Genomic DNA, 14,106 nt, shown 5'->3' on the forward strand with positions numbered 1-14,106 from the left:
TCCTTTACACGGCCAGCATGGGGCCAAGCGGGCGACCACCCAGCAGGTGCATGTGAATGTGGTACACCTCCTGGCCGCCATGGCGGTTGCAGTTCACCATCAGGCGGTAGCCGTCTTCGGCAATACCGGCATCGGCGGCCAGCTTGCGCGCCACGGTAAACATGCGGCCCAGGGCCAGCTCATGCTCGGCCTCCACCTCGTTCACGGTGGGGATCACCACGTTGGGAATGATCAGCACATGAGTGGGTGCCTTGGGGGAGATATCGCGAAAGGCGGTGACCAGCTCATCCTGATACAGGATGTCGGCGGGAATTTCCTTGCGAATGATTTTGCTGAAAATGGTCTCTTCTGCCATGGCCTGTCTCCTTGAATGAATCGCCTGCCGGTGGGCAGGATGGCTATTATAGCTCGCCGGCCCGGCAAGTGAATGGGTAAGCCCTTGATGTACAACAGGCCTCGTCGCCTGCAAGTGCGCAATTTGTCGGCAGTTGCATCCACACCGCAAGATTGGCTGTTGACAGCACCGGCCGCCTTTTCTATTATGCGCCCCGTCATCACGAATGACGTTCTCGGCGTGTAGCGCAGCCTGGTAGCGCACTGTCATGGGGTGTCAGGGGTCGGAGGTTCAAATCCTCTCACGCCGACCAAATCATCCTCAAAAAGCCCACCTTGTCTCAAGGTGGGCTTTTTGTATTCCGCGATCTGTCACTCCTGATGAGTCACAGAACAAGGCCCACCTGTCATGCGATTGGTAGCTTTTTGCGTATTGGTCCATTAAAAGCCTGCCCGGTAACGCAACCCCTTCTAAACTTTAAAGATTCCATTTATTCATTGCGGGGGGCCCCATGCAGCAACCCTTTACCGATCGCCACCAGGCCGGCGTAGCGCTGGCCAAAGAACTGAACCGCCTTCGCCACAAGTGCAAATGGCCGGCGCCGCTGATGGTACTGGCCCTTCCCCGGGGCGGTGTGCCCGTTGCCGCGCCGGTGGCCGACGCCCTGTCGGCACCGCTCGATGTAATGATGGTGCGCAAGCTGGGCTGTCCGGGTAACCCGGAGCTGGCCATGGGCGCCGTGGCCAGCGGCGGTGTGCACTTTCTCAATCATCATCTGATCCGGCAACTGAGCATCAGCCAGTACGAGATCGAACGGGCCTTGCTGCAGGAGCAACGGGAGCTGGCCCGCCGTGAAGCCAAATACCGGCATCAACGCCCTCCCCTGGCCCTGGCCGGCAAAACGGTGATCCTGGTGGATGATGGTCTGGCCACGGGTGCCACCATGCGGGTGGCCATTGAAGCCACCCTGGCCCACCAGCCCGACCGGGTGCTGGTAGCGGTGCCGGTTGGCTCGGCCGATACCATTGCCGAACTGGCGCCGCTGGTAGACAGGGTGTGCTGTCTGGCCACCCCGTTGCCGTTTTTTGCCGTGGGGCAGTGGTATCTGGACTTTCCCCAGGTGGATGACGACGAGGTCATCGCCCTGATGGCGGAGCACTGACAGCGCCAGGCCCTGTCTGTTGGCATCAGCGAATCGGATTCAAGCCGCGCCATTGTGCTATACACTCAAAAGGTTGATTTTCATTAAAAGAGGTATGGCTATGGCAAGGTTCAAGCAAAAGACCCTGGCGCTGGCGCTGGCCGGCGTCATCACTACCCAGCTGGCCGCCTGCGGCACCATTTTTTATCCCGAGCGCAAAGGCCAGAAAAGCGGTCGTATCGATCCGGTGGTGGCCATCGCCGACGGCGTGGGCCTGCTGTTTTTCCTGGTGCCGGGCGTGATCGCCTTTGCGGTGGACTTTTCCAACGGCACCATTTATCTGCCCGGTGGCCGCGCCGAGCATCAGCCCGAGCTGACTCCCGACAGCATTAACCAGACCCTTTATGCCGCCACCGGCCAGGAAGTGGACTGGTCGCAGCAGAACATCACCGTCACCTCCCTGCAGGGCGATGACTCCCTCACCGGTTTTGACCTGATCCCCGCGCGGGGCTGAGGCAACGCTGACCCAGGTTAGCTATTCTCCCCCTCTGCAAGTTACTGCTGCATTCGAGACCGTCACTCCCGCGAAGGCGGGAGTCCATTCCGCCCGCCCCGCCGATACCTGATATTTACACCTGATCCATGGCTCAAGCGTCGTCTGCTCTGGATCTTCACTCCACGGAGATGACGGTGTTCAATAAGCCCCGCCAATGGCGGGGCGCAAATTGTCGTACAGCGGCAGGTAGCTGTTGATACGGGTGGTGGTCATGCCCTGGTCGAGCTGGGCCAGCCGCCCCAGCGCCCGTTGAATGCTGGCCTGGCGCAGCAGTACCACATTGGGATACAGCCGCCGGGCCTCGGCCAGCAGGGCTTCGGCGCGGACCGGCTCGCCGGCGCGGATCAGCGCCAGATAGGTGTTGTAATAAATGCCGGCCCTGGAGGTATGGTGCAAAAAACGCCGTGCCCAGCTGGCGTAGTCGAGCAGCAGCCCCTGATCGGCGGTCAGCAGCCCTTGTTCCAGCTGGGCATGATGACGATAAAAAGCGGTGCGATCGTGCCACACCAGCGGGTTCAGTACGCCTTCAAGCTGTGCCGGCTCCCGCTGTGGCTGATGGGCAAAGGTGGTGATCTGCTGGCTGGCCACCAGCCCGCTGGCCATAAACAACATGACTCCCAGCCCCCAGGCCCGCACCGGCCAGCGGCTCCAGGCCGGGGGGGCCGGCAGCATGACCCGCTGACCGTGCTCGGCGTCAATCACATACAGCAACACCAGCACCGTAAACCAGTGAGGCAGCGAGTGGTACACGGGAAACTCGGTCTGGCTGTGCACGAATATCGGCATCAGCAGCCCTACCCAGGCCAGCGCCCGCACCAGCGGCACCCGGCTTAACAGCCGCAGCACCAGCCAGATCATCAGCACCAGCCCCATCAGCGGCGCCAGCCCGCCTTCAATGGCCCACAGCAAAAACTCGTTGTGCGGGTGACCCATTTCGGTAAACAGCGGCTGAGCACCGGGAGTTTGCTCGCGCCACAGCGCATAAGTGCGGTAAAAGGCCGACTCGAAGCTGCCGTAGCCATAGCCCGCCCAGGGACGCTCCAGCCACATGCGCAGGCCGTGGGCATAAATATCAAAGCGGCCATCGGCCTGGGTGTAAATATCCAGGCTGCGCTTGCTCATGTCGAACACGTCGAGCCCGAATATGCCTACCACCACGCCCAGCGGGATCAATACCAGGCTGGCCAGCAAGCGCTTGGAGCGGGTTTTGACCAGGGTTTGCCACAGCAACGGCAGCAGCAGCAGCACCCCCAGCAGCAGGCCCAGCTGACCGGCCCGGGACTGCAGCAGCACCACCAGCATGGCCCCGGCCCCGAGCACGGCGGCAAACCAGCACGACTTGAGCAAAAACGGCCAGCGGGGCGACTTGGCCTCGTTCGGCCACAGGTAGACGGCCAGCACCATGCCGGTGGCCACGAAACTGGCCATGACATTACGATGCTGAAAAATGCCGTAGGGCGAGCGCACCTCGGTGTTGTAACCAAAAACATTGCCCGGCTCCAGCACAAAAAACTGCAGCAGCCCCAGCAGCATTTCCATGCTCACCGCCAGCAAGAGGCCATAGAGCAGATAGCGGCGTCCGTGCGCGTTGAAGCGGCATTGTTGCAGGGCAAGAAACAACAACAGGCCGCCGGTCAGCCCCAGCATACGCGGCAGCGCCTGGCCGGCCACCGAATTATTGTGCCAGTAGAAAAACGGCAGCCACAGCAGCAGGCTGGCCGCCATGGTCCCCAGCCAGAAGCGGCTGGTCAGCAGCCGGCGGCGATGCCAGTGCCACAGCCCCAGGGTGGTCATGGCGCCCACAAAAAACCAGCCGGCAATATTAAAGGGCAACTGCAGGCCGCTGCCAAAGAGATGGGGCAAATACAGGTGCATGCCAAACAGGGTATAGATCGCCACGCAGATCAGCATGACGCGGGCCAGACGCTCCTGTTTCAGCAATTGCACGGACATCATGATGGGTTGAATACTCGCGAGCCGGTAGGCGATGACAGTTCGCCTACTTTACCCAAGGTGAGCGCAAAAAGCATGAGGCTGAACGCGGCGTGCGGGCAAAATCCGGCGCGCGGATACTCCTTCACGCCCCGTGAAAAGATGAGGTTTTGCTCCCTCCCCTTTTCGAGGGGAGGGTTACTCATCAAAACTCAAACTTGTAGAACAGATCGATGGCCTGGCTCAGGCCACTGGTGGCCTGCAGGTAAAGCCGGGGCAGCAGCTCGTAACGCAGGCGCAGTTCACCAATGGAAGAAAACACCCCGACGCCGTAGCCAATTTGCAGCCCCGGCAGCACATAGGCGCTGATATTCACCGCCGTGTTTTCGCCCGAGCCGCTGGTGTCCACCGCCACGTCCTGAAAACCGAGCGCCTCGCCCACGCCGGTCACCAGTCCGCCCACCTTGCCGACACCGGCACCGAGCAGCATGGACTGTACCAGGGCGTTGCCGTCGGTTTCGTCGCCGCCTTCCAGGCCGCGGCCGCGCAGCAGCCAGGACAACTGCTCGGCCTGAGGCATGCCGGGTTCGGAGAATACTTCCAGCTCCGGCTGGGTGGCGCTGCCCGAGACCCGCACGCCCACCACGATACTGCTGTCGGCCATGCTCGACGGATTGCGAATGGCTTCCACCCGCAGGTTGGGCTGATCCAGCGGTCCGCTGAACAGTATGCTGCCATCGCGGATCAACAGGTTCTGGCCATAGGCCTTGAAGCGCCCTTGTTCCAGACGGATTTCACCGTTGGCGCGCATAATGCGGCCCGGCGGCTGCACCACCCGCAACTGACCGGTGAGGTGAGTGTTCAGGCCAAAGGCCTCCAGCCGCACATCCTCGCCCAGGCGCACCCGTACACGAATATCCAGCGGCAGCGTGGGAGTGATATCGGGCACCACGCCCGAGGGCTGCACAATGACCACGTCCGACGATTTGCGCACCGCGCTCTCGGGCAGCTCTTTTACCTTGATGCGCGCCCAGGGGATCAGGATGTCGCCCCGCACCCGGGCCTGCTCGCCCAGGGTGATCTGCAGATCCGGGCTCACCTTTACCCGGCCCATACCCGGATAACCCGCTTCCAGCTCGCTGCCCTTGAGTCGAATTTCACCGCTCACCGGCAGCGCGCTCCAGTCCAGCTCACCATCGATGTTGAGCGGCCCCTCGCCCACCCGCAACTGACCGTTGACCACGGCCCGGTTGCCCTGCACCGTCAGCCGGGTGGTGAGATCCCGCACCTTCACCATGTCGGCATAGGTGTCCACCTCGCCCCCGGTGAGGCTGATGTCGCCATACATCAGCGGCGCGGTCAGGGTGCCCGCCAGCCGCACATCGCCGGCCAGGCTGCCCTGCAGCCGCGCTACTTCCGGCAGCAGAGGGGTCAACCAGTCGAGGCGCAGATCCTGGATGGTCAGCTCGCCGTCCAGGTTACGCGCGGCGTCCAGCCCGTTCACCCGGGCATTCAGACGCATGCGGCCAAGGGGCTCGGAGTCAAACGCCAGCTCGCTGACCAGGCGGTTGTTGACCACCTCGCTTTGCAACTGCAACCGGTCATAACCCAACCGGGTATCGCCACTGACAAAGGTGCCCGCCGTGGTGCCGATTTGCGCATTGACTCTGGGGGCCTCGCCCTGCTGCCAGCGAACATTCGCCCGCCCTTCCAGTACCGCTTCCCAGGCGAAATCGTCGGGTAAAAACGGCTTGAGCCGGGCCAGGTCGAAGTCGTTGATGGTCAGGCCCGCCTGGCCCTCTTTGGCGCTGGCATTGAGTTCATCCAGACACACGCCGGCACCGTTGGAACGCCAGCAGTGGGCGGCGGCATTGAACACCCCGTCGGACTGGCGCCAGGCCAGGGCCACCGGCGCCGGCACGCGCCAGACTTCCAGCGGCGTGTTGAGCTCAGCCCGCTGCAGCCGGCCATTCCAGCCCTGCTCGTTGAGGCTGCCATTCAAGGCCAGATCCAGTGCCAGTGGCTCGCCTTCGGCGGTCAGGGTCAATTGGTGAGCGCGCTTGTCGCCATCGGCGGAAAGAGCAAGATCATCAAAGCGCAGACTGCCCACGTTGAGCCGGTTTACGGTCAGAGTCAGCTCGCCGGCGGGGGCTTCACCCAGGGTGACATCGGCATTCAGCGCCAGCTGCCGGGCTTCGGTGTCGTTGAAACCGGCCCTGTTGCCGGCAAGGCTGGCGCGCACTCGAGGGGCCGCACGTACACTGGTGACGTTGAAGTCTCCCTGAATGTCGCCAAACAGTCCCGGCGCATACACTGCCAGTTTGGGCGCATTCAGGCTGCCCTTCAGGGCCCAGTTCTGGTCAATACGTCCGGCCACCGCAAGCCGGTTGTTACCGTTGGCCAACAGCAGGTTATCGATTTCTCCTTCCAGATCCTGGTTAAGGCTGAGCGCACCGGTGAGGGACAACGGGTGGTTACGCAGCAGGCCGGTCACCTCGGGGCTGGCCTCCAGCTGCCATTGCTCACCGCTCAGCTCAAAGCGGCTGTTGATACGACCATTGAGCCGGCCTTCAAACCCGGCGGCAAACGCACCCGGATCCACCTCGTTCAGGGTGAGTTCACCCTGCCAGCGCACGCCATCGGTCCAGCCGATATCGCCGGTCAGGCGAGTTTCCCCCTGGGGCAACACCAGAGTAAGGGGTTCAATACGGGCCTGCTGCAGGTTGCCGGTGGCGGCCAGGGCAATGCCCACCGGCGGCAGCTCGGGACCACCGGCTTCGGTGTTCAGTGTCAGCCGGTAGTCTTCCAGCGCACCGGCAAGCTTCAGCTCCCCTTGCGTCAGGGTCCACTGGGGATCCGTCAGCGGCCAGCCCAGTTGCTGCCAGCTCAGGGTCAGGTCGAGCGGCAGTTCGGGTTTGAGCGGCTCGGCCTTGAGCCGAGCCCTAGCCGCCACCGGGCCCTTGAGGCTGAGATCGGCAGCCAGGTTCGCCAGACTGTCGTTCAGGGTCAGTGCCAGGGTCTGGCCCTTGAGCTGGCCGTCGAGCAGCGGCTCGTGCAGGGTGGCGTTGAGGCTGGCGCTGAGCGGATAATCGCCGCTCAGGGTCACTTCGCCGGTCAGACTGGCGTCGGCCATGGCGTGGGCCAGCGCCAGCCGTTCAATACGGATCCGGCTGCCCTCGCCTTCCAATGCCAGCGCCAGCCGGCTGAGCGCCTGCAGCTGACCATTTTGCACCAGGGTGCTGTCGGTCAGCGCCAGTTGCTCGATTTTCAGCGGGAACGGCAGCCGAATCTCCGGCAGGGTGATGGCTGTCCTGTCAGTAGAATTAGCTGGACCGGCGTCCGCAGTGGCCTCGCCGGTGGACTCCAGCTCAATCCGCAGCCCGCTCATTTGCGGGCCTGTGATCACCATGCCGTCCTGATTCCAGCGGGCGGCGACCTGCAGGCTTTTCCAGCTGATGCGTTGCCCCGGCAGGGAGATGTTGACCCGTTCGGCGCGAATGTCATCCAGCTCAATATTGAGGGGCGGGCTGATGGCGCCAAGGGGCGTGCTCTCTGCGTCCGGCTCCGGCTCGCCTTCGGCAAATTCGCGAATCTCCACGTCGATGTCGGCGGCCTCCAGCCGGCGCAGCCAGAAGCGCCCGTCCACCACCTTGCCCAATTGCCAGTCGAGGGTGACCTGACGGGCACGAAAGGCCAGCGAGTCCTGCTCATAGGCCAGTTCGGAAAATTCCCAGCCACTGAGCAGCTGGCCCGATACCAGGGTGCCGTCCAGGCCATCCACCTGTTTCTTGGCCAGCCCCCACAGCCACTGGTTGCCGGTGTGGGTCAGCAGCAGGCTGGCGACCAGCATCAGCAACAGGCACAGGGCGATCAAGGCCCCCCACAGCAGGCGTTTCAATCGCATCATAATTCCGGTCCAAGGGTAAAGTGCAGGCGCCAGGGAGTGTCTTCTTCGGAGACGGCAAAAGCCAGGTCAAGGCGCACCGGACCCACCGGCGTCAGCCAGCGCAGGCCCAGGCCGGTGCCCACCTTCCAGTCGTCCTGATAGTCGTTGGTGGCGGTACCCGAGTCCACAAAGGTGGCCACTCGCCACTTGGGCGCAAAGCGGTAGTCATACTCCAGACTGAGGGCAGTGGCGTATTTGGCACCCAGGCGGTCGCCGTTTTCATCCAGTGGGGTGATCGACTGATAGCTGTAGCCGCGCACCGTGGTGTCGCCACCGGTAAAGAAACGCAGCGACGGCGGCAGATCTTCCACCTCTTCCACCCATACCGCGCCCTGCTCGGCCCGGGCCAGCAAACGGTGATCCTCGGCCAGGGTGCGCAGCCACTTGCTGCGGCCCCAGAAACGCACAAAACGGGTGTCGGAGCCCCACCAGGGCTCGGATAACTCGAGGGTCGCGGTCTGGGCATCGCCCCAATAAGGGTCCAGACCGCCGCGCACCCGGGTACGGCTGAAGGTGGCGCCCGGGATCAGCAGAAAGCTGGTGTCTTCCTGCTCGCCCTGGGTATAGGACTCGTATTCGCTGCGCAAAAACACGTCCCGGGTCCAGCCGTTCTCCTGAATGTTCCAGCGGTGTACGCCGGCCACCAGGCGGTCACTGACAGTGTCGTCCTGATCGAGGCGCTGGTAACCGCCCTGAATGGTGTAGTAGTCCTCAAGAGGATGGCCCCGCGGGATCTTGTACACCAGAGTGACGTCCTGGGACGGCGCCGACACCTTAAGGCTGGTGGTGAGGCTGTGGCCCAGGCTGTTGATCCAGGGTTTCTCCCAGTTGACCGAAACCCGGGGTCCTTCATCGGTCGAGACCCCCACCCCCACTTCCACCTCGTTGTCGGCCCGGGCTCGCAGCACCACCGACAGCGGCACCCGCTGCTGTTCGTCGGCATCCACCACCCTGGGCAGCACCTCCACCTGTTTGAAGTAGCGGGTGGACGACAATGAACGGCTGAGTTCCGCCAGCCGGCTGGCGTGATAGGGCTCTCCGGGCTTGATATCCACCAAGGGCTCGAGCAGCCGGTCTACCGGCCGGTCGGAGTCGACCATCAGCTCACCAAAGCGGTAGCGGGGCCCGGAGTCAAAGCTCAGATCCACGTCGGCGGCCTTTTCCCAGGGCATGACCCGCACCCGGCTGGTACGATAGGCGGCATCGAAATAGCCCCGGCGCAGGGCCAGGCTGAGCAGGCTGGCCTTGGCGGTTTCGTACTGATTGTGATGCAGCACCTCACCTTGCCTGATGGCAAAGTTTCCAAGCAGGTCGGCAAAGGCGGTGTCGGTTTCGGCATCACCCTCAAGCCGCACATTCAGGGTGCGAATACGCACCGGCTCGCCGGCGTTGACCCGCACCGTGACCCGGGCGGGGTTCTGTTCGCTCTGAATGAGTTCAATCTCGGGATTGTAATAACCCAGAGACTGCAGGCTGTCGGTCACCGCCGTGGTGATCTGCCGTTTAAATCGGGAAAACTGCTCCACCTCAATGGCGGGCAGCTGGTCGAGATAGACCTGAGTGTTGTCTTCCAGCTCGTCGTCGAGCCCGCTAAGGCGCAGATCCAGGTCTTCCGCCCGGGTTCCCAGGCTGATCAGCATCAGCGCCATCAGTCCCCATTTTGTTACGCTCATCGCGCCACCCGCTTGATTGGTTGCTGTAAAGCCCGTTAAAACACCGGCTTTTATTGATCCTGTGCATCGGCAATGGCGGCCAGCCATGGCACACTGGCGGCCTCGCTTTGGTTCTGGAGATCAGCCATGACTCACTCCCCTTCGGCTTGCCACCTGCTCGGCATTGCCGGCTACAGCGGCAGCGGCAAAACCACTCTGCTGACCGCCCTGCTACCCCTGCTGCGTGCTCGCGGCCTGCGCCTTGGGGTCATCAAGCATACTCACCACGATGTGGAGCAGGACACGCCCGGCAAGGACAGCTACGAGCTGCGCCACGCCGGCAGCAGCCAGACCCTGCTCGCCGGCCCCAAACGCAGCATTCTTACCCTTGAGTATGACGCCCCGGGCGAGCCTTCGCTGAGCGCCTCGCTGGCCTTGCTTAACACTCAAGACCTGGATCTGGTGCTGGTGGAAGGCTTTCGCGATCAGCCCCTGGCCAAGCTGGAAGTGCATCGCCCCGCCCACGGCAAGCCCCTGCTCAGCGCCACCGACTCGCATGTGCTGGCGGTGGCCACCGACGCTCCCGGACTGGCAGCGCCGGTGCCCTTGCTGGATCTCAACCAGCCCGCCATCATTGCCGCGGCCATCATGGACTGGCGGGCATCGAACCGGCTCACGCCAGCTCGCTAATCTGCCTCCGCCAACAGGGGTTGCAGGCTGAAACGGCTGCCGTCCGGGTAACCGCACACACGGCGGTAGGCATAATACAAGAGCCCATGGCGGCGGTAATATTGCTGATGGCGCGCCGCCGCCGGCACAAAACGGCTGACGGAAAAAATGCGCACATCCAGCCGCCGTCCCCGTTCCAGCCGTAGCCGTGACCGGCTTTGCCGGGCCCACTTCAGTTGCAGCGGACCGTCCACAAACAACGCCGGGCTGAACTCAATGCCGCGATCGCAATGCTGGCCGCCGGCATCATGAGCATCCACCGCCTGCCAGTAGAGCCTGAGCAGATCGCCATAAGTCAGGATATCGTCCCGGTAATGCACTCGCACTACCTGCCGGCGCTGCAAGCGGCTTTCGCCCTGCATCCAGCCCGGCTCTACCTTTTCTATGCCCGGACGGCCGTCAAACAGGGCTTCCATGACCCAGAAACTGCCGCCGGCAAACACCGCCTGGCCAGCCAGGGCGGGCACCACGGGCAGCAGCAGCGCCGTCAGCATTAATAGTCGAATCACGCCGCTTCCCTTGTTCTCTGTTCGGCCCTGTTCAGGCCACTATGCTAACCGATTGAAACCGAATAAAAACCCCCAGCCTGTAGGGCGATGGCCGCAAAAACACAATATTTCTGCCTGGGCCGCATAAACCCCGCAGGGCGGCTAAACTTTTTTCATAAGAACCCCGACAAAAAGGGGCACAGGGGCAAGGACATGAGCGCAACATCGCATTCGGAACACGCTTCGGCCGGGCTGACGGAACAGCCGCCGAAGCGACGCTCGTTATCAGGGCCAGCACGGCGCTGGCGCTGGCTGGCATGGTTACTGTTGTTTGTGGTGCTGGCGGCGGCACTGGCCGCTCTCGCCTATGAGCTGCGCACTTCGCACCTGCAATCCCGTGAGCTGTCCCGCTATGCTGCCACCCTGACCTATCAGCTTGAAGCCGGCCCCAGCAATGCCATTCGTTTTCCCGCGCATGGCCCCTTTGATCATCGCCTGGGCTATTCCCGGCTGCCGCAACTGATGGAACGGCTGCAGCGCCAGGACTTTACGGTGCAGCAACAAACCCAGTTTTCCACTGCCCTGCTCAACTACAGCCAGCACGGCTTTTTTATCCCCTACGCCGAAAAGACCCGGGCCGGCCTCAGCCTGAACGACTGCCGGGCCGAGCCGGTGTACGATCACCGCTATCCCCAGCGTCACTACGACCGCTTTGACGACATTGCTCCCCAGGTGCTGGCCACCCTGCTGTTTATCGAGAACCGCGCCCTGCTCAGCACCGAGCAGCCCTTGGCCAACCCGGCGGTAGACTGGCTGCGGTTTGCCCGGGCGGCCCTGTCTCAGGTGGGCCGGGCGCTGTCACTGCAGGATGACTCTGCCGGTGGCAGTACCCTGGCCACCCAGATAGAAAAGTTTCGCCACTCGCCCGGCGGCCGGACTCACTCTCCCGCCGAAAAGATTCGCCAGATGATCTCCGCCAGCGTGCGCGCCTATCAGCAGGGCCCGCACACCCTGGCCGCCCGCCGGCAAGTGGCGTTGTCTTACCTCAACTCGGTGCCGCTGGCCGCCGCTCCCGGCCATGGTGAGGTGCACGGCCTGGGCGATGGCCTGTGGCTGTGGTTTGGCGCCGAGCTGGAGCGGGTGAATACCCTGCTTGACCCCACCCGAAACGCCGGCCTGCCGCTGGCAGAGCAGGGCCTGGCCCTGCGCCGGGTGATGGCGCTGATGATTGCCCAGCGCCGGCCGTCCCATTACCTGTTTGCCGGACGTGACGAGCTGGAGGCGCTCACCGACAGCTATCTGCGCGTGCAGGCCGACGCCGGCCTTATCGGCCCCGCCCTGCGGGACGCCGCCCTGGCCCAGCGGCTGAACTTTCGTGACTTTTCCACCCACCCGGTGCAGCACAGGGTGGAGCAAAGCAAGCTGCTGTATGCCTCACGAGGCCGGCTGGCAAGCCTGCTGGGACTGAATTATTACGAGCTCGACCGGCTGGATTTGCAGGCCGAAACCACACTCAATGGCCGGTTGCAACAAGAGGTGAGCCTCTACCTGCAGCAGCTGGCCGATCCCGACGTGGCCCGAAGCATCGGCCTTTACGGCAAACGGCTGCTGTCTCCCGACAGCACTGCCGAGGTGCGCTACAGCTTTACCCTGTTTGAGCGCGACGAGCATACCTTCAAGGTGCGGGTACAGACCGACAACACCGGCCAGCCCTTTGATATTAACGAGAGCAGCAAGCTGGAGCTGGGCTCCACCGCCAAGCTCAGGGTGCTGGCCACCTACCTGGAAATGGTGGCCGAGCTGCACCAGCTGCATGCCGACAAAACCCTGCCGGCACTGCGCGAGGTTAGCCCCCACCGCAATGATGTGATCGGCCGCTGGGCCATCGATCACCTGATGCGCAGTCCGGACCGCACCCTGAGTACCATGCTCAGCGCAGCGCTGAAACGACAATATTCCGCCAGCCCCTATGAGCGTTTTTTTACCGGCGGTGGCCTGCATACCTTTGCCAACTTTCGCAAGGAAGACAACCGCCGCCGCCCCACCCTGATAGAGGCATTGCGTGAGTCCATTAATCTGCCCTTTATTCGGCTGATGCGGGATCTGGTGCGCCACACCCTGTATCAGGATGAGCAGCGCGCCCGGCTGCTGACCAACGACAAGGAGCCCCAGCGCCTGGAGTATTTAAGCCGCTTTGCCGATCGGGAAGGCACGGTGTTTTTGCGCCGGTTCTGGCGCAAGTATCAGGGCAAGACCGACGAGGAGCGGCTGCAGCTGTTTTTTGACGGCCTGCGCCCTCTGCGCAGCCGGCTGGCCACGTCACACCGCTACCTGCTGCCCGAGGCCAGCCTTGAACAGTTCAACGCCTTTATGCGCGAGCGGCTGCCCTGGGATCGCAAGCTGAGCGACAGCCACATTGAAAAGCTCTATCACCAGCACGGCCCCGGTGCATGGAGCCTGCCCGATCAGGGCTATATTGCCCGCCGGCACCCACTGGAAATGTGGCTGCTGAGTTATTTACGCACACACCCTGATGCGAGCTTCGGCGAGGTGGTGAAGGCCAGTGCCGAGCAGCGCCAGGAAGTCTATGGCTGGCTGTTTAAAACCCGCCACCGCAGCGCCCGGGACAGCCGCATGCGCACCATGCTGGAGATGGAAGCCTTTAGTGACATTCACGAGCGCTGGCAGCAACTGGGCTTTCCCTTTGATCGACTGGTACCCTCGCTGGCCACCGCCATCGGCAGCTCGGGGGACAGACCCGCCGCCCTGGCGGAGCTGGTAGGCATTATTCTCAACGACGGCGTGCGCCTGCCGGTGGTGCGCATCAACGCCCTGCACTTTGCCGAGCACACACCTTACGAAGTGCACCTCGGGCCCGACCCGCACCGGGGTGAGCGGGTCATGGAATCGGAGGTGGCCGCCGCCCTGCGCGATGCGCTGTCTCAGGTAGTGGAAGGCGGTACTGCCCGCCGGCTGCACGGCAGCTTTACCCTGAGTGACGGCACGCCCCTGGTGTTGGGCGGCAAGACCGGCACCGGCGACAACCGCATAGAAACCGTAACCCGCTACGGCCAGGTGATAAAATCCGAGGCCCGTAACCGCACCGCCACCTTTGTGTTCTATCTGGGGGAACGCCACTTTGGCACCCTCACCGCCTATGTGCCCGGCGAGCAGGCCGATGACTTTCACTTCACCTCGTCGCTGCCGGTACAGGTGCTGAAAGGCATGGAGCCCATTCTGCGACCCTACCTGCAGCCCGGTGCCCAGACTCAGTGCCAGCAGCAGTTTGCCATCAGTCAGAGCCCGCCCCGCAACGAGGGGTGAGTGT

Annotated in this window: 9 protein-coding genes and 1 tRNA gene; 5 read left to right on the forward strand and 5 right to left on the reverse strand. The window is 63.1% G+C overall.

Features of this window, described 5'->3' with window-relative positions; translation table 11 throughout:
* Positions 1 to 4 precede the first annotated feature (4 nt).
* Entirely contained in the window at positions 5 to 355 is a 351-nt protein-coding gene (gene hinT, locus Q9290_RS03380) for a purine nucleoside phosphoramidase (RefSeq protein ID WP_306078231.1), read from the reverse strand.
* Positions 356 to 570: 215 nt separating this feature from the next.
* Here hinT and Q9290_RS03385 point away from each other — a divergent pair.
* The 3 genes from Q9290_RS03385 to Q9290_RS03395 all read left to right on the forward strand — a co-directional run bounded on the left by Q9290_RS03385 (position 571) and on the right by Q9290_RS03395 (position 1,989).
* Positions 571 to 647 (forward strand) — tRNA-Pro (locus Q9290_RS03385).
* Positions 648 to 845: 198 nt separating this feature from the next.
* Entirely contained in the window at positions 846 to 1,496 is a 651-nt protein-coding gene (locus tag Q9290_RS03390) for a phosphoribosyltransferase (protein WP_306078232.1), read from the forward strand.
* 100 nt (positions 1,497 to 1,596) lie between these two features.
* Positions 1,597 to 1,989, forward strand: a complete 393-nt coding sequence (locus Q9290_RS03395; protein WP_306078233.1) for a hypothetical protein — start codon at positions 1,597 to 1,599, stop codon at positions 1,987 to 1,989.
* 180 nt (positions 1,990 to 2,169) lie between these two features.
* On the opposite strand, the gene Q9290_RS03400 is transcribed toward Q9290_RS03395, so the two are convergent.
* From Q9290_RS03400 to tamA, 3 genes are all read right to left on the reverse strand, one after another.
* The gene (locus tag Q9290_RS03400) at positions 2,170 to 3,987 is read right to left on the reverse strand and encodes a PglL family O-oligosaccharyltransferase (RefSeq protein ID WP_306078234.1); all 1,818 of its coding nucleotides are present in this window, start codon (positions 3,985 to 3,987) and stop codon (positions 2,170 to 2,172) included.
* Positions 3,988 to 4,168: 181 nt separating this feature from the next.
* Entirely contained in the window at positions 4,169 to 7,870 is a 3,702-nt protein-coding gene (gene tamB / locus Q9290_RS03405; RefSeq protein WP_306078235.1) for an autotransporter assembly complex protein TamB, read from the reverse strand.
* On the reverse strand, positions 7,867 to 9,582 hold the full coding sequence (tamA, locus tag Q9290_RS03410; RefSeq protein WP_306078236.1) for an autotransporter assembly complex protein TamA: 1,716 nt from the start codon (positions 9,580 to 9,582) through the stop codon (positions 7,867 to 7,869). The genes tamB and tamA overlap by 4 nt, the downstream gene beginning before the upstream one ends.
* Positions 9,583 to 9,708: 126 nt before the next feature.
* On the opposite strand from tamA, the gene mobB reads away from it, so the two are divergent.
* A complete protein-coding gene (gene mobB, locus Q9290_RS03415) occupies positions 9,709 to 10,251 on the forward strand; it encodes a molybdopterin-guanine dinucleotide biosynthesis protein B (RefSeq protein ID WP_306078237.1) in 543 nt (180 codons plus the stop codon).
* Here mobB and Q9290_RS03420 read toward each other — a convergent pair.
* The gene (locus Q9290_RS03420) at positions 10,248 to 10,799 is read right to left on the reverse strand and encodes a peptide-methionine (S)-S-oxide reductase (RefSeq protein WP_306078238.1); all 552 of its coding nucleotides are present in this window, start codon (positions 10,797 to 10,799) and stop codon (positions 10,248 to 10,250) included. The two genes, mobB and Q9290_RS03420, sit on opposite strands and share 4 nt — an antisense overlap.
* A gap of 192 nt (positions 10,800 to 10,991) precedes the next feature.
* On the opposite strand from Q9290_RS03420, the gene Q9290_RS03425 reads away from it, so the two are divergent.
* Positions 10,992 to 14,102, forward strand: coding sequence for a transglycosylase domain-containing protein (locus tag Q9290_RS03425; RefSeq protein WP_306078239.1), 3,111 nt, complete (start codon positions 10,992 to 10,994; stop codon positions 14,100 to 14,102).
* Positions 14,103 to 14,106: the final 4 nt, after the last annotated feature.

Source organism: Oceanimonas aquatica (genome assembly GCF_030732065.1).
GTDB lineage: Bacteria > Pseudomonadota > Gammaproteobacteria > Enterobacterales > Aeromonadaceae > Oceanimonas.

Excerpts from the sequence above, each read along its gene's own strand:
- Q9290_RS03390 (WP_306078232.1), top strand. The coding sequence starts at position 846 with ATGCAGCAACCCTTTACCGATCGCCACCAGGCCGGCGTAGCGCTGGCC.
- Q9290_RS03395 (WP_306078233.1), top strand. The coding sequence starts at position 1,597 with ATGGCAAGGTTCAAGCAAAAGACCCTGGCGCTGGCGCTGGCCGGCGTC.
- Q9290_RS03400 (WP_306078234.1), bottom strand. The coding sequence starts at position 3,987 with ATGATGTCCGTGCAATTGCTGAAACAGGAGCGTCTGGCCCGCGTCATG.
- Q9290_RS03425 (WP_306078239.1), top strand. The coding sequence starts at position 10,992 with ATGAGCGCAACATCGCATTCGGAACACGCTTCGGCCGGGCTGACGGAA.
- hinT (WP_306078231.1), bottom strand. The coding sequence starts at position 355 with ATGGCAGAAGAGACCATTTTCAGCAAAATCATTCGCAAGGAAATTCCC.
- tamA (WP_306078236.1), bottom strand. The coding sequence starts at position 9,582 with ATGAGCGTAACAAAATGGGGACTGATGGCGCTGATGCTGATCAGCCTG.
- mobB (WP_306078237.1), top strand. The coding sequence starts at position 9,709 with ATGACTCACTCCCCTTCGGCTTGCCACCTGCTCGGCATTGCCGGCTAC.
- tamB (WP_306078235.1), bottom strand. The coding sequence starts at position 7,870 with ATGATGCGATTGAAACGCCTGCTGTGGGGGGCCTTGATCGCCCTGTGC.